The 14,447-nt window shown below is 62.6% G+C and carries 14 protein-coding genes; 11 read left to right on the top strand and 3 right to left on the bottom strand.

From position 1 onward, the window contains the following. The first annotated feature begins 9 nt into the window (after window positions 1-9). Window positions 10-1,056: a glutathione synthase gene (locus ACT6VE_RS09190; protein ID WP_444798313.1), complete on the top strand. Its 1,047-nt coding sequence runs from the start codon at window positions 10-12 to the stop codon at window positions 1,054-1,056. A 6-nt stretch (window positions 1,057-1,062) separates the two neighbouring features. Here ACT6VE_RS09190 and ACT6VE_RS09185 read toward each other — a convergent pair whose 3' ends face one another. Then, complete coding sequence (locus ACT6VE_RS09185; RefSeq protein ID WP_444798312.1) at window positions 1,063-1,389, bottom strand: DUF2934 domain-containing protein; 327 nt, start codon at window positions 1,387-1,389, stop codon at window positions 1,063-1,065. A 402-nt stretch (window positions 1,390-1,791) separates the two neighbouring features. Between ACT6VE_RS09185 and ACT6VE_RS09180 the strand changes: the two genes are divergently transcribed. The 8 genes from ACT6VE_RS09180 (at window position 1,792) to ACT6VE_RS09145 (ending at window position 9,565) form a co-directional block, all read left to right on the top strand. Continuing rightward, window positions 1,792-2,175: a hypothetical protein gene (locus tag ACT6VE_RS09180; protein WP_444798311.1), complete on the top strand. Its 384-nt coding sequence runs from the start codon at window positions 1,792-1,794 to the stop codon at window positions 2,173-2,175. Window positions 2,176-2,276: 101 nt separating this feature from the next. Further along, entirely contained in the window at window positions 2,277-5,195 is a 2,919-nt protein-coding gene (locus ACT6VE_RS09175) for a monovalent cation/H+ antiporter subunit A (protein WP_444798310.1), read from the top strand. Further along, complete coding sequence (locus ACT6VE_RS09170; RefSeq protein WP_444798309.1) at window positions 5,195-5,533, top strand: Na+/H+ antiporter subunit C; 339 nt, start codon at window positions 5,195-5,197, stop codon at window positions 5,531-5,533. Before ACT6VE_RS09175 ends, ACT6VE_RS09170 begins: the two co-directional genes overlap by 1 nt. Further along, on the top strand, window positions 5,530-7,167 hold the full coding sequence (locus ACT6VE_RS09165) for a monovalent cation/H+ antiporter subunit D (RefSeq protein WP_444798308.1): 1,638 nt from the start codon (window positions 5,530-5,532) through the stop codon (window positions 7,165-7,167). Before ACT6VE_RS09170 ends, ACT6VE_RS09165 begins: the two co-directional genes overlap by 4 nt. 1 nt (window position 7,168) lies before the next feature. After that, window positions 7,169-7,645, top strand: coding sequence for a Na+/H+ antiporter subunit E (locus tag ACT6VE_RS09160; RefSeq protein WP_444798307.1), 477 nt, complete (start codon window positions 7,169-7,171; stop codon window positions 7,643-7,645). Further along, complete coding sequence (locus ACT6VE_RS09155; RefSeq protein ID WP_444798306.1) at window positions 7,642-7,923, top strand: K+/H+ antiporter subunit F; 282 nt, start codon at window positions 7,642-7,644, stop codon at window positions 7,921-7,923. Before ACT6VE_RS09160 ends, ACT6VE_RS09155 begins: the two co-directional genes overlap by 4 nt. Further along, window positions 7,920-8,309, top strand: a complete 390-nt coding sequence (mnhG, locus tag ACT6VE_RS09150) for a monovalent cation/H(+) antiporter subunit G (RefSeq protein ID WP_444798305.1) — start codon at window positions 7,920-7,922, stop codon at window positions 8,307-8,309. The genes ACT6VE_RS09155 and mnhG overlap by 4 nt, the downstream gene beginning before the upstream one ends. A 131-nt stretch (window positions 8,310-8,440) precedes the next feature. Further along, on the top strand, window positions 8,441-9,565 hold the full coding sequence (locus ACT6VE_RS09145; protein WP_444798304.1) for a GumK N-terminal domain-containing glycosyltransferase: 1,125 nt from the start codon (window positions 8,441-8,443) through the stop codon (window positions 9,563-9,565). Here the strand turns inward: ACT6VE_RS09145 and ACT6VE_RS09140 are convergent. Further along, on the bottom strand, window positions 9,562-11,076 hold the full coding sequence (locus ACT6VE_RS09140; protein WP_444798303.1) for a lipopolysaccharide biosynthesis protein: 1,515 nt from the start codon (window positions 11,074-11,076) through the stop codon (window positions 9,562-9,564). The genes ACT6VE_RS09145 and ACT6VE_RS09140 overlap by 4 nt on opposite strands. Before the next feature lie 85 nt (window positions 11,077-11,161). On the opposite strand from ACT6VE_RS09140, the gene ACT6VE_RS09135 reads away from it, so the two are divergent. Next, complete coding sequence (locus ACT6VE_RS09135; protein WP_444798302.1) at window positions 11,162-12,103, top strand: ATP-grasp fold amidoligase family protein; 942 nt, start codon at window positions 11,162-11,164, stop codon at window positions 12,101-12,103. 68 nt (window positions 12,104-12,171) lie between these two features. Further along, a complete protein-coding gene (locus ACT6VE_RS09130; protein ID WP_444798301.1) occupies window positions 12,172-12,858 on the top strand; it encodes a TetR/AcrR family transcriptional regulator in 687 nt (228 codons plus the stop codon). Window positions 12,859-13,111: 253 nt separating this feature from the next. Here ACT6VE_RS09130 and ACT6VE_RS09125 read toward each other — a convergent pair whose 3' ends face one another. Then, window positions 13,112-14,317, bottom strand: coding sequence for an ROK family protein (locus tag ACT6VE_RS09125; protein WP_444798300.1), 1,206 nt, complete (start codon window positions 14,315-14,317; stop codon window positions 13,112-13,114). Window positions 14,318-14,447: the final 130 nt, after the last annotated feature.

Here is a 14,447-nt window from a genome sequence, read left to right as displayed (position 1 = left end):
AGAGCAACCATGCGTATCGCCTTTTTCGTCAACTCGATCGAGGGGGAGACCCCGACCTATACGACCACAGCGCTCGCCATGGCGGCGGTCGCGCGCGGACACGACATTTGCTACATAACGCCCGGCGACTTCGTGCTGCGGGCCGACGATAGTCTCGCCATCCGCGGCCGGGTTCTGCCCGGCAAACGCTACAAGAAGCCGGAGAGTTTTCACGCCGCCCTCCAGGGCGACGACGCAACCATTGAAACGATGGACGTGGGCGACGTCGACGTGGTTTTCCTTCGCAACGACCCGTCGCTCGACGCCGACGACCGGCCCTGGGCCGCCCATGTCGGCGCAATGTTCGGCCGGCTGGCCGCCGCACGCGGTAGCATTGTCGTCAACGATCCCGATGGCCTGACGCTGGCGCAGAACAAGCTCTACTTTCAGGGCTTTCCGCGGGCGGTTCGCCCGGAAACGCTGATTTCCAAGAGCATCGACGAGATTCGCGCCTTCATCGACAGCCACAAGGAAGGCGTCATCATGAAGCCGTTGCAAGGGTCCGGCGGCAAGAACGTCTTCAAGATCGGTTCTCCCGATGAAGCGAACCTCAACCAGATTTTCGAGGCGGTCAGCGGCGAGGGATACCTGATCGTCCAGAACTACCTGCCGGCGGCAACCGAAGGGGACATCCGCCTTTTCCTGATGAACGGGCGTCCGCTGGAGCAGGATGGCAAATATGCTGCCATCCGCCGCGTGCCGGCCAAGGGAGAGGTGCGGTCGAACATTCACGCAGCAGGCACGGCGGTCGCAGTCGAGATCACGCCGGAGATCCTGGAGGTTGCCGAAATGGTCCGTCCCAAGCTTATCGAGGACGGCATGTTTCTCGTCGGCCTCGATATTGTCGGGGACAAGATCCTAGAGATCAACGTCTTCACGCCAGGCGGCCTCAACTCAATGCTCGACCTTTACGATGTCGACTTCGCCGATAACATCATCGCGGCGCTGGAAGACAAGGTGGCCCAGCGCGATGCCTATGCCGGCGCGATTGCCAACAGAACGCTCGCCACCTTGTGAAAGCGCTCAGATCAATTTGCTGTTTGCCGAAGCCTTGGTCGACTTCGCCTTGGCGACGGCCTTGGCTGCGGCAGGTTTCTCAGCAGCAGCATCCGCCTTCTTCTTCGGCTTGGCCGCCTCTGACTTCTTTCCCTCGGCCTTCGTGGAGATTTCGATCAGCGGTTTTTTCCTGCTCGCTGGCGTTGCCTCTGAGACGAGGGCTACGCGCTCGAACTCTTCGCGCTCAAGCGCAGCCTGAGCCCAATGGTCGGCGTCATGGCCATGTGGCCGGCCGGCCTCTTCCCAGATGGTGTAGGCCCGCTTGCTGATCCATTCACTTTTCGCATCCGTCATGGTGTATCCCCGTTCCAGAGTGGACTGACGCCGTGCCGGATATGCCGCAGATTTGCGAGCAGTAACCGGGACACGGAACTCACTGGACGACCGGGAAACATCGACCGGCAGGCCCAGATATTCGACGTACCTTTCGCTCCGGCCGAAGCCTCCGGGAGCAGGTCTGCTGCATGCGATTCGCCAGATTAGAATGCGCCCAAAGGGAAATGGCATCAAGCCGAGCGGATTGCGGCAAGATCGCCGTTTGAGGGATGGGGAAGGAATTTTATCGCGTTCCTTGCAGCGAAACAGCGTAATTTTGGAAAAGTTTCGTGCTTGCGGGTGGACAGCGCCAATCCCGCCAACGTATTGTCCGAATGACAGAATCTTCAAGACAAGCGACGAACTAGAGAGGCAGGGCGTTTGACGGCATTCGGGCAACAGCATCGACCAGCTTGTCGGACTTTTCGTCTTCTCTGCACCTCGCTGACCTGTCTTTTGTTGTTGATATCGACGCTGACGGTTCCCACTGCCGCCAGTTCTCCGTCGAAAGTGCTTCGGTATGGCACGCTGAAGGCGGCGAATACCTCATCTGCTCTTGCCGATATGGAATGCCGCAAGCGCGTCGTGGCCGGCAAGGCGATGGCTTTTGATGGCAGCGGAATCGACCACGGCTGTCTGCCGATAGAGGCGAACGTTCAGCAGAACGGCATTGCCGTCAACGTGGCCATTGTTCCGCCTTCCGGTATCGGCAATGGTCGTATCCAGACGCATCGGGCGCGTGCGCCCCCGCGCGATTTCGCCTGACGGCCGCCTCGATCGTTCCCGTCGATCGCCGCGGTCTTCCCGATGTTGCCGGCGTGCCGGCATGTGAGAAGTTCTGACGTTCGAAAGCGATCGATCATCCGATGACAGGTGAAATGATTCTGGTCCTGCTTGTCTGCCTTCCCTTTGCGGGAAGCCTAGCCGCGACCATTCTCTTGCGGACGGATTCCCGCATTCTCGCAGCGCGCATGTCGGGCGCCGTGTCGTTTGTAGCGCTCCTGCTGACGGCTGCGCTCTATCCTGCGGTGCGCGATGGCGGCAAGGTGCGGTTCGATCTCGAATGGCTGCCGCAGCTCGGATTGAACGTCACGCTGCGCATGGATGGCTTTGCCTGGCTCTTCGCCATGCTCATCACCGGCATCGGCTGCCTCATCGTGCTCTATGCGCGATACTACATGTCGGAAGAGGATCCGGTCCCGCGCTTCTTCTCCTTCCTGCTTGCCTTCATGGGCTCGATGCTCGGCATCGTGCTGTCAGGCAACATCATCCTGCTCTCGGTCTTCTGGGAGCTGACGAGCATCTTCTCCTTCCTGCTGATCAGCTACTGGCACCACAATGCCGCGGCGCGCGACGGTGCGCGCATGGCGCTGACGATCACCGGCATCGGCGGCTTCTGCCTGCTCGCCGGCCTGCTGGTGCTCGGCCATATTGTCGGCAGCTACGATCTCGACGTGGTGCTCGCCTCCGGCGACCAGATCAAGGCACATCCGCTCTATCTCACCGCGCTCGTCCTGATCCTCATGGGTGCGCTGACCAAAAGCGCGCAGGTGCCGTTCCATTTCTGGCTGCCGAATGCCATGGCGGCGCCGACGCCGGTCTCAGCCTATCTGCATTCCGCGACCATGGTGAAGGCGGGCGTCTTCCTGCTCGTACGTTTCTGGCCGGCGTTGTCGGGCACCTATGAATGGTTCATGCTGCTCGGCATCGCCGGCATCAGCACGCTGCTTCTCGGCGCCTATTTCGCCATGTTCCAGCAGGACCTGAAGGGCCTGCTCGCCTATTCGACGATCAGCCATCTCGGCCTCATCACGACGCTGCTCAGCCTCGGCAGTCCGCTTGCGGCTGTCGCAGCGATCTTCCACATGATGAACCATGCCACCTTCAAGGCATCGCTCTTCATGGCTGCCGGCATCATCGACCACGAGACCGGCACGCGTGACATGCGACGATTAAGCGGGCTCTTAAAATACCTGCCGATTACCGGGACGCTTGCCATGGTGGCGAGCGCGGCCATGGCTGGCGTGCCGCTGCTCAACGGCTTCATCTCGAAGGAGATGTTCTTTGCCGAAGCGGTTGAGACGCATGCGGATTCTGTCCTCGACCGAATCCTTCCCTATGTCGCGGTGCTCGCTGGCGCCTTCTCGGTCGCCTATTCGCTGCGCTTCATCCACATGGTGTTCTTCGGTCCGGAACCGACCGACCTGCCGAAGCCGAAACCCCACGAGCCGCCGCACTGGATGCGCTTCCCGATTGAGTTCCTGGTGCTTGCCTGCCTGGTGGTCGGCATCATTCCCAGCCTGTCGATCGGCCCGTTCCTGCATTCGGCCGTCGTCTCCGTGCTTGGCGACCGCACGCCGGAATACAGCCTCGCTGTCTGGCATGGGGTTAACACGCCGCTCATCATGAGCCTGATTGCACTCGTCGGCGGCGTCGCGCTTTATGCCGTGCTGAAGGACTATCTTGCCAAGTGCGACGACGGTCCGCCGCTCTTCCGTCATCTCGGCGGCCAGCGCATCTTCGAACGCGTGCTGGTGACCGTCTCGTGGAAATGGGCACGCTGGATGGAGAGCCGTCTGGGTACCCGCAATCTGCAACCACAGTTGCGCCTCATCGCCACGGCCGGTCTGCTGGCGGGTGTCGTACCGCTCTACATCGCCGGCTTTGCGCCGACGCCGCTGGTTTTTGACGGCGTCGATCCGATCTTCGCCGCCGTCTGGTGCATCGGTGCCTTCTGCGCGCTGGGTGCCGCCTATCAGGCGAAGTATCACCGTCTTGCGGCACTCGTCCTGCTCGGCGGTGCGGGCATCACCACCTGCATCACCTTCGTCTGGCTGTCGGCGCCGGACCTTGCCATCACACAGCTTGTCGTCGAGATCGTCACGACGGTCCTGTTGCTGCTCGGCCTGCGCTGGCTGCCCAAGCGTTCGGAGAAGGTCGACAACTCCGTATCGTTTACTGCCCGCAGCCGCCGCTTCCGCGACTTCCTGCTCGCGATTTCCTGCGGCTTCGGCATGTTCGTTTTCTCCTACGCGATCATGAAGCAGCCGGTCCCGGACGCGATCGCCAGCTATTTCCTGGAGAAGGCCTATACGGAAGGCGGCGGACGAAACGTGGTCAACGTCATCCTCGTCGATTTCCGCGGCTTCGACACGCTGGGCGAGATTGCGGTTCTCGCCATCGTGGCGCTGACCGTCTTCGCGCTGCTGCGCCGCTTCCGTCCGGCTGCCGACAGCGTGGACAAGCCGGAGCAGCAGCGCATCCAGAATGCCTATGATGCGGAGCGTCCGGAGCGTTCGGCCGGCGATACCGTGCGCGACTATCTGCTCGTGCCGTCCGTGATCATGCAGTGGATGTTCCCGGTCATCATTACCTTTTCGATCTACCTGCTCCTGCGTGGACATGACCTGCCAGGCGGTGGCTTTGCCGCTGGCATCACCATGGCGATCGCCTTCCTGCTGCAATATCTCGCGGGCGGCGTGCGCTGGGCGGAGGATCGCCTGCGCATCCTGCCGCTGCGCTGGATGGGCATCGGCCTTCTGCTGGCAGCCCTTACCGGCATGGGCGCCTGGCTGTTCGGCTATCCGTTCCTGACGACCTATTCGCAATACATAGAAGTGCCGTTCATCGGCAAAGTGCCGGCAGCAACCGCGCTGCTGTTCGACCTCGGCGTCTTCTCGCTTGTCGTCGGCGCCACGGTGCTGATCCTGATCGCGCTTGCACACCAGTCCATACGTACGCATCGGGTCCGCGGCCTCGAAGCCACCAAGGCGGAGGAAACCTGATGGAACTCGTCCTTTCGATCGGCATCGGCATCATGACGGGTTCCGGCGTCTGGCTCATCCTGCGCCCGCGTACCTATCAGGTCATCATCGGCCTTTCGCTGCTGTCCTACGCGGTCAACCTCTTCATCTTCGGCGTCGGCGGCGTGAAATCCAATGCCGCGCCGTTGCTCGGCGACGGCGTCGACATCTCGGCGGTGACCGATCCGGTGCCGCATGCGCTGGTGCTGACCGCCATCGTCATCGGCTTTGCGACGACGGCGCTCTTTCTCGTCGTGCTGCTCGCGGCGCGCGGCCTGACCGGCACGGATCATGTCGACGGCAGGGAGCAGCCGAAATGAGCGGCTGGCAGCAACACCTCATCATCGCGCCGATCCTCATCCCGCTTGTCGCCGGCGCGACGCTGCTCTTCTTCGATGAGCGCGAGCGCGTCATCAAGGCCATGATCAGCGTCGTCTCGGGCCTGGCGCTTGCCGCTGTCGCCATCAGCCTGTTCCGGCTTGCCAATAACGGCGACGGCAGTTTCGAGGGCGTCTACCTGCTCGGCAACTGGCCGGCGCCCTTCGGCATCGTGCTGGTCGTTGATCGGCTCTCGGCGTTGATGCTCGTCCTCGCCTCGATTCTTGCTATCCCGACGCTCGTCTACGCGCTCGCCCGCTGGCACGCCGCGGGCGCGCATTTCCATTCGCTGTTCCAGTTCCTGCTGATGGGGCTCAACGGCGCGTTCCTGACGGGCGACCTGTTCAACCTCTTCGTCTTCTTCGAGGTGATGCTGGCCGCCTCCTACGGCTTGCTGATGCACGGCTCCGGCCCCATGCGCGTCAAGGCAGGCCTGCACTACATCGCCGTCAACCTTGCGGCAGCACTCTGCTTCCTGATCGGCGTCAGCGCCATCTATGGTTCGGCGGGCACGCTCAACATGGCGGACCTCGCCGTGCGCATCGGCGAAATCGAAGGCGAGCGGCGTATGCTGCTGGAGGCCGGCGCCGGCATTCTCGGCATCGTCTTCCTCATCAAGGCCGGCATGTGGCCGCTGAATTTCTGGCTGCCGGGCGCCTACAGTGCTGCGACCGCTCCAGTCGCCGGCATATTCGCGATCATGAGCAAGGTCGGCATCTACGTCATCCTGCGTCTGTCGCTGCTGGTTTTCGGGCAGGGCGATTCCGCCGGTCTCGGCCTCAACGTGCTGCTCTACGGCGGCATGGCAACTATCGCCTTCGGGACGATCGGCGTACTGGCCTCGCAGGCGCTGGGGCGGTTGGCGAGTTACTCCGTGCTCGTCTCCTCGGGTACGCTGCTCGCCGTCCTCGGCCTCAACAACGGCGTGGTAACGGCCGGCGCGCTCTTTTACATGGTAAGCTCCACGCTCACCATCGCCGCCTTCTTCCTGCTCATCGAACTTGTCGAGCGCGGGCAGGACGCCGGTGCATCGGTTCTCGCCGTGACGATGGAAGCCTATGGCGACGCGGACGAGGAGGACGAAGAGGTCGAGGTGGGCGTAACCATGCCGGGAACGATTGCGGTGCTCGGCATATGCTTTGCCGCCTGCGGCATCCTGCTGTCGGGCCTGCCGCCGCTCTCCGGCTTCGTCGCGAAGTTTGCCATGCTGTCGGGCATGATCGGCCCGACCGCGCAGGGCGACGCGCCCATCGCAGCCTCCGCCTGGTGGATCGTCGGGCTGCTTATCCTGTCCGGGCTCGCCGCACTCATCTCCATGACGCGTGCCGGTATCCGCACCTTCTGGGCCTCGATGGAGGGCACGGTCCCCCGCGTGCTTGTCATGGAAATGGCGCCCGTCATGCTGCTGATCGCCCTGACGCTCGCACTGACCATCAAGGCAGGGCCAGCGATGAGCTACATGGAGGAGACCGTCCGAAACCTGCAGCAGCCTTCGGTCTATATCGATGCCGTGATCAATGCGCGCCGCGCCGGTGTGAGCGAGCCGAGCGGGCCGGATGGCGGGGGAGGGATCTGACATGCTGCCCTATCCGCTTCTCAGCGCCTCGCTCGTCGTCATGTGGCTTGCCCTCAACGGGTTCACGCTCGGCCATCTTATTCTTGGCTGCATCGTTTCGGTCTTCGCCTCCTGGGGCATGGCGGCACTGCGGCCAGCCAAACCGCGTTTGCGCAAATGGTATCTGCTGCCGAAGCTGGTCGGTATCGTGCTCTACGACATCGTGCGCTCCAACATCGCCGTCGCCTCCATCCTGCTGACCGGGCGCAGCAAGCGCATCAAATCCGGCTTCATAACCGTGCCGCTCGAACTCGAGAACCCGACGGCGCTTGCAGTGCTCGCCGTGGTGGTGACGAGCACGCCGGGAACAGCCTGGCTGGAATACAACTCCCTGACCAAATCGGTGCTGATCCACGTGCTCGACCTTGTCGACGAGGAGGCGTGGCGCGTGCTGATCAAGACCCGCTACGAGGCGCTGCTGATGGAGATCTTCGAATGAGCCAAACGATCCTCCTCTGGTCCGTGACCTTCGCACAGATCTGCCTTGCCGTAGCCATGGCGCTCGCCGCCCTGGGCATGTCGCGCGGCCCGCGCGCGCAGGACCGCGTGCTGGCGCTCGATACGCTCTACGTGAATTCCATGCTTCTCCTGATGGTGTTCGGCATCCGTACCGGCAAGGTCATCTATTTCGAGGCTTCTCTGGTCATCGGCATGCTCGGCTTCGTCGCGACGGTGGCCCTCGCCAAATTCCTGATGCGGGGGGAGGTGGTCGAATGAGCACGATCGAACACGCAAGCGAGCTGCCGGCCTGGGCTGCAATCCTCGTTTCCTTCTTCCTGGTCATCGGCGCCAGTCTTGCGTTGATCGGCACGATCGGTTTCGTTCGCCTGCCGACTTTCTACGAGCGCATCCATGCTCCGACGCTCGGCACTAGCTGGGGCACGGGCGGCATCGTCATGGCCTCGATGATTTTCTTCACCGTGCTCTCTACGCGGCCGGTCGTTCACGAAATTTTGATCGGTATCTTTGTGACGGTCACCACGCCCGTCACGCTCATGCTGCTTGCCCGCGCGGCGCTGCATCGCGACCGAACCGAGCGAAATCCGGGCGTTCCGGCCGAAGGACCCGCCCAGCCGCCGGTCGAGATTGCGGACGCCGAATGATTTTGCGGTTGTAAGAACTTGCGGAGCATGTTCCAGCAATATTAAGGCTGCCCCCTCTAATTTGCCCGGCCATGGGGCAAAGCCATTCAAAACACGCCACCCGTGATGCGTCGATCATGGAAGAGCCGATCATGCATGCCAGAAAAATCGTCGTCTTGACGTCGCACGTCTTCCTCGACGGTTTCAGGAAGGCGAGCATTCATTTTGTTGCGCGCAATTGGGCAGCCGCCGGTCATGACGTGTTTTTCACGACAGTCGGCCATAGCGGGCTGAGCCGCTTCAAGCAGAAGGCGCGGTTGGAGGCGCTACGCCGCACGCAAGGCAATCGATATGCCGAGATTGAGCCGCATCTTCATGCCGGCGCCTATCTGCCGCCGGTCCACGCCTTCAGCACGTCCAATCCGCTCGTCAATGCGGCGGTGAAACCGCTTTTCGCGCTCTACGGACGTTTTCTTCCCGGATTCGTGGCACAGAAGATCAAGGACGCTGATCTCGTGGTCATCGAGAGTGGTACGCCGATCGCCTTCGTGCCACTTCTCAGGCGCCTGAATCCAAAGGCGAAATTGCTCTACTTCTGCCGCGACCTCCTGCGCAGCGTGGGGGCAGCGCCCTATCTTTGCGAAACCGAGCGCCGGGTCGTAGATCTGTTCGACAGCGTCTGCGTTCCGTCGCGCCACCTTGGCGAAATGCTTCCGCCCGGTGGCAAGGTGAATTTTGTTCCGCAAGGCATAGAAGGGGCTGCCTTCGATAAAGCGGAGGTCTCGCCCTATGCGCAGGGCACCCGCAACGCGGTTGCCGTCGGCGACATGCTGTTCGACCAGGCCGCCGTGGAACAGATGGCTGCCGTCGCGCCGGAAGTGACGTTCCATCTCTTCGGCATCAAGTGGCGCGGGGATGCGCCTGCCAATATCGAGGTTCATGGCGAGCAGTCATTCGAGACGCTGGCCGCCTATATCCGGCATGCCGATATAGGCCTTGCGCCATACAAGGTGAACACCAGCGAAGTCTATCTGGCGGAATCGAGCCTCAAGCTGCTGCAATACGGCTATTGCCTGCTCCCCGTCGTGCTTCCGGATATCATTCCCGTATCCCGCGGCAACGAGATCACCTATTCCCTCGATGCCGCCAACGATTGGCGGGCAATCATCGACACGGCACTCGGCTGGCCGCACGATAGGTCCTACCGTCTCGGCATCCTCAGCTGGGAGGATGTGGCGGCACAGACGCTCGCCACGGTGTTTCCGCAAGAGGCTTAGCCATTCCTCGCCGGAGATGCGGCGATCAACCCGACAAGCCGCTGGGCAAGGGGGCGGAGCGACCCCGGCAGGCGTGCTTCAACCATCTGGAATATACGCGTTGCCTCGTCTGCGGCGATGAGGCCGAGCAGGCGGATTGCCACCAGGTAGACGAGAGCACCCGTACCAATAGCCACAACAATCCCGATGGCGCCCGGCACCACGGTCGTGACGGAAAACGCTGCCACGCCGCATGCGCTTGCGGCCACCAGCGTGCGCAAAAGCGCACTCCAGGGCGCAGTAGGACCGCCATGGCTGCTTGCAGCCCTCAGCAAAAACGCCAGCGTCAGCGCCTCCGACAGGACCCGGACCACTGCCGCACCCAAAATGCCCGCGGCCGGCACGACGACGAAAAGCAGGGCGAAAATCAGCGCGGCGGAAAAAAGCGTCACATGCATCAAGGTCCGCCCCCGTGCTCCGGCCGCGAGATAGGCCCAGGGCACCACGGCGATCCCGGCCGGCACGGAAGCCAGCATGAACAGCACGGCGGCATTTGCAGCCGGCGCAAAGTCTGCGCCGAAAACGAGGGGAACGAGCGGGCCGACGACGGCAGCCCCGCCAAGGCCGAGCGGCATCATGAAGAGGGCGGTCAGCCGCAGGCTGTTCCTGTAGAGTTCCGTGGGTGGACCGGACGTGCCTTCACTGGAAGCACGCGCCGTAAGACCGACGAGGAAGGCGGGTGACAGTTGCAGGGTCATCTGGCCCACCAGGCCCGCAAACACCACTGCGGCGGCGAAATAGCCGATATCCGCATCCGCCAGGAAGTAGCCGATGACGAGGTACTCGATGCGGGTGAGCAGGACGATGTCGATTGCGTCGCTCGCCCACATGCTGCGGCGGTAGCCCTGCATTTCGGGCGACAGGGCGGTGGCGTCCGACGCGGAGCGGCGGCCGAGGTGTTTTGGCAGGCTGAGAGCCTGCGGCAGGTAGCGGGTCAGCATGCCGAGAAAGGCGCCGCCCGGTCCCACAAGCAACGCGCCGATGAAGACAAGCGGTATCTGAAAAAGGCTGCCGACGGCGGTGATGGCCGCAACCTCGCCGAAGCGCCCGCGCCCGCGCGCCGCGGCGGCGGAGAAAGCGGAAAAGACATAGGCAAGGAAAAGCACGCTCGCGGCGATCCAGATCCACGGGGCAGGGCGATCCAGCGTACGGTGGTAGAGGCCATAACCAAGCAGCAGCAGGAAGACCACCAGCACGACGGGCAGGAACGACCGGAAAGCCTGCCGCACAACCGGCTGCCACGCAGCCTCGCCCTGGTCACGCAACGCTGCTACGTAGCGCAGCACCATCTGTGGAAAACCCCGGTCCGCAAGCGCCGCGGCGCAGACGACCACCCACATGGCATAGGCGACCGTGCCCGAGCCGGCCGGGCCGAGCACGCGTGCGTTTATGACGCTGACGAGGAAGCCTGCCATCAGCGACACGAGTGTTGCCGCCAAATTGAGCAAGGAAGAGCCGAGGATGCTGGTCATTCGCCCTTTTCTCACGAAAAGATAACTTTGCATTAAATAAAGCCGGGCATTGGTGGAGCGTGGCAAAATAAAGGCGGTGGGGGCGATGATGGAGAAACCGGAGCGCAAGGAGACGTTCCTTGTCCCCGGCTATCAGCAGCGGACGCTCAAGGAGATGTTCCATCACCTGATCTGGCGCGTGATCAAGCCGCTGCCGGACAAGCCGTACCTCAAGCTGAAATACTGGGTCATCAAGGGTAAATGGCCGGATATCGACCAGCCAAGGACGTTTTGCGAGAAGGTGCAGGCGCGCAAACTCTACGATCGCAAGCCGGTCTATGCGACGCTGGTCGACAAGGCCGCCGTGAAGCCCTTCGTTGCCGAAAAGCTCGGGCCGGCCTATGTGACGCCGACCTATTGGGTCGGTACGGATCTTTCGACGGTGGATTGGACGGCGGTTCCCTTGCCGGCCGTGGTAAAACCCACCCATGCCAGCGCGCAGGGGCGGTTCCTTTATACGCAGGACGATATCCAGCGGCTGCTTGCGGAAAACCCCGCGCCGGCATGGCTGCAGCTCGATCATGCCCACTACAATCGCGAATGGGCTTATAGCGGTGTGAAGCCGCAGGTCCTCATAGAGGCCATGCTCGTCGTCGATGGCGGCGTGCCGTGGGACTACCGCTTCTTCACCTTCGACGGCGTCGTGTCGCATATCGAGATCAATCTGCGGGTTGATGGCGAGGGCTATGCGTGCCACTACACGCCCGACTGGGTGAAGCTGCCGTTCCACGATCCCGACTATCTGACATTCTATCCGGGCGAGGTACCGAAGCCGGCCCGTTTCGACGAAATGATGCGCGTTGCCCAGACCATCGGCCGCGGCTTCGATTTCCTGCGCATCGACCTCTATGCCAGCGACGACTGGATCAAGCTCGGCGAATTGACGCTCTATCCCGGTGGTGGCTTCGAGCGCTTCGACCCCCCGCAATATGACCGCTTGATCGGCGACAAGTGGACGCTCGATTTCGACCTGCCGAACGCCGCCTAGCCGGCAGCCGTTGACCACGACGGTTCGTCATTCGATAAGGGCGGACCACGCGAACCTGGGGCGATGCGTTGAAGACACCGAAAGCCGCTCCGGCGCCGAACGACGATGCGGACGCCTCCACGCCGATGACCAAGGCCGGCAGGCAGGATCGTCGCCATCTGCGCGGGCAGGCAAGTGCACAGCGCATCATCGACACCACCATCCGCCTCATCGCAGAGGAGGGGATTGCCGGTGTCACCATGCAGCGCATCGCGCGTGAGATCGGTTCCTCCAATGCGCTAGTGGTGTTTCACTTCGGTTCGAAGGAAAAGCTTTTTCGCGCGGTTCTCGAATATCTGGACGAACAGTTCGCGCGGCTCTGGGAGGAGACGGTGAACAAGCCCGGTCTTTCGGCCGCTGAACGCGTCGTCGCCTCCATCGACTGCGCCCGGCATTTCCGCAACCAGCATCCGGACTGGGTTTCGGTCTGGGTGCTGTTCGGCAGCGATCGGCAGACCATGCAACTCGACCGCCTGATCAGCCTGCCGAGCGACCAGGCCTATCTCGCCCAGTCGCGCGCGCTGCTGGCCGAGGTGGCGCTGGATGGCGGCTACGAGGGCGTGGATACCGATACGCTCGCCGAGGGTCTGAACTATCTCGTTCAGGGCGCCTGGTACTGGGACACGTTCAACCCCGACATGGCCCGCTCGGACGCCCTGCACAAGACGGCCATGGCCCTGCTGCGCCAAGCATTTCCGAGGAGTTTTCCGGGGTGAGCACAAAAAAAGAGCCCCGCACGAAGCGGGGCAGCAAGCGCCACGGTTTGGCTCCCAATGACGCGGGGAAGCTCGCGGGTTGCGCGAGTGATATCCCAGTAGGATGTTGCCGAAATGCAGGGAAGGTCTGATTCGGCGATTCCGGTACGCTCGTGCAAATAAACTGCAGAAGCCGCTGGTTTGGCCTCTCTCAGGCGGCAAATGCCTGAGAAATGAGCAATGGCCCTGTCCATGTCAACCAAGCGCGCATCGCCTATGGGGCGTCTTTCAAGATCGCCGAAAAGCGCGGGTCGAAGGCGCGGCGGATCGGCTCGGCCGCTGCGCCAAGCGCTACCGCCCAGGGGCCGATCATGCCGATCTGCAGGCGCGGCAGACTGCGGTCGGGCCGGTCGGCGTTCGACGGGAGGAGGGGGAACATCGCCTCAAACAGCCGATTTGCGAGCGGGCTTGGCGCGCTACCGGAAAGAATCACCGTCTGCGGGTCGAAAATCGTTTCGACCATATGCACCGCCTGCCGCATGTCGGCAGCGGCGCCGGCTATCCAATCAAGGATGCGCGGATCCCCAGCAAGTGTGAGCCGCTCGACGTCGGCATAGGCTTCGGTGGTCGCCGAATCGAGGCCGAGATGCTGGAACAGCGAGGCGAGGGAGGCGCGATGCTCGAGCGGCGACTGGGTGCCGCCCCGCGAAAACAGCACCATGCCGATCTCGCCCGCATTGCTGTTGCTGCCGGTATAAAGTTCTCCGCCGAGGATGAGGCCAGCGCCGATACCATAGCCGAAATAGATACAGACGGCATGATCGAGGCCATCGGCGGCCCCATTCATTCTTTCCGCCGTCGCGCAGGCCGTCGCATCGTTCTGCAGGCTGGTGACAAGCCCCGTGCCGGCCGCCAACGTTTCCACGAGCGGAAAGGATTGCCACTGCGCCATCATCCAGGTGTCGTCATCTGAAGGCGGCAACCCGAACGGGCCCGGCATGGCGACCCCCAGGCCGGCAAGCCGGTGCACGGACTCCGGAAAGCGGGCGACTAGATCGCGGCGAACGGTATCGATCAGGTGGAGAATGAGCTTGCTGCCCTCCGCCGGGCCGCCGGGCGGTAGGTTTGCCACGACACGCGCCACTTCGTGGCCCATCAGGTCGACGGCGACGACACGCGTCAGGTGACGGTCGATCTGCACGCCGAGCGCAAAGGCGCCCTCCGGAACCAGCCGGTAGGGCGTCGAAGGCTGCCCCCGCGCGCCGCGAACCACCTCTTGCGAGGCGACGAGCCCGTCTGCTTCAAGGCTTTCGATGAGGTTGGAAATCGTCTGTTTGGTCAGCCGGGTGGCGCGGGCGAGATCGGCGCGCGACAGCGGTCCGTTCAGGCGGATGGCCTCGATGATGACGCGCCGGTTATGCGCGCTCGTGCCTTCCTGATTGGTCCCGCTTTTGGCACGGATCGTCCGCAAATCATGCATCGGCAATTCCCTCTTGACACCATTTGAATAATACAGAACACTTAAGTCAAGCCATTTGACTTAATAGGGACCAAAGAGTTCCAGGGAACACGAACCACGGACCGGCTCCCACAACGACAGGCGCCTTTCC

The sequence above is a fragment of the Shinella sp. genome (assembly GCF_052438155.1).
In the GTDB taxonomy this organism is placed as follows: domain Bacteria; phylum Pseudomonadota; class Alphaproteobacteria; order Rhizobiales; family Rhizobiaceae; genus Shinella.
Note: the sequence above shows the minus strand (reverse complement) of the source record. Positions and strands in the feature narration are given on the sequence as shown.

Bases quoted from the DNA above. Each gene is read 5' to 3' on its own strand.
- ACT6VE_RS09190 (WP_444798313.1), top strand. From the start codon at position 10: ATGCGTATCGCCTTTTTCGTCAACTCGATCGAGGGGGAGACCCCGACC.
- ACT6VE_RS09185 (WP_444798312.1), bottom strand. From the start codon at position 1,389: ATGACGGATGCGAAAAGTGAATGGATCAGCAAGCGGGCCTACACCATC.
- ACT6VE_RS09175 (WP_444798310.1), top strand. From the start codon at position 2,277: ATGACAGGTGAAATGATTCTGGTCCTGCTTGTCTGCCTTCCCTTTGCG.
- ACT6VE_RS09170 (WP_444798309.1), top strand. From the start codon at position 5,195: ATGGAACTCGTCCTTTCGATCGGCATCGGCATCATGACGGGTTCCGGC.
- ACT6VE_RS09165 (WP_444798308.1), top strand. From the start codon at position 5,530: ATGAGCGGCTGGCAGCAACACCTCATCATCGCGCCGATCCTCATCCCG.
- ACT6VE_RS09160 (WP_444798307.1), top strand. From the start codon at position 7,169: ATGCTGCCCTATCCGCTTCTCAGCGCCTCGCTCGTCGTCATGTGGCTT.
- ACT6VE_RS09155 (WP_444798306.1), top strand. From the start codon at position 7,642: ATGAGCCAAACGATCCTCCTCTGGTCCGTGACCTTCGCACAGATCTGC.
- mnhG (WP_444798305.1), top strand. From the start codon at position 7,920: ATGAGCACGATCGAACACGCAAGCGAGCTGCCGGCCTGGGCTGCAATC.
- ACT6VE_RS09145 (WP_444798304.1), top strand. From the start codon at position 8,441: ATGCATGCCAGAAAAATCGTCGTCTTGACGTCGCACGTCTTCCTCGAC.
- ACT6VE_RS09140 (WP_444798303.1), bottom strand. From the start codon at position 11,076: ATGACCAGCATCCTCGGCTCTTCCTTGCTCAATTTGGCGGCAACACTC.
- ACT6VE_RS09135 (WP_444798302.1), top strand. From the start codon at position 11,162: ATGATGGAGAAACCGGAGCGCAAGGAGACGTTCCTTGTCCCCGGCTAT.
- ACT6VE_RS09125 (WP_444798300.1), bottom strand. From the start codon at position 14,317: ATGCATGATTTGCGGACGATCCGTGCCAAAAGCGGGACCAATCAGGAA.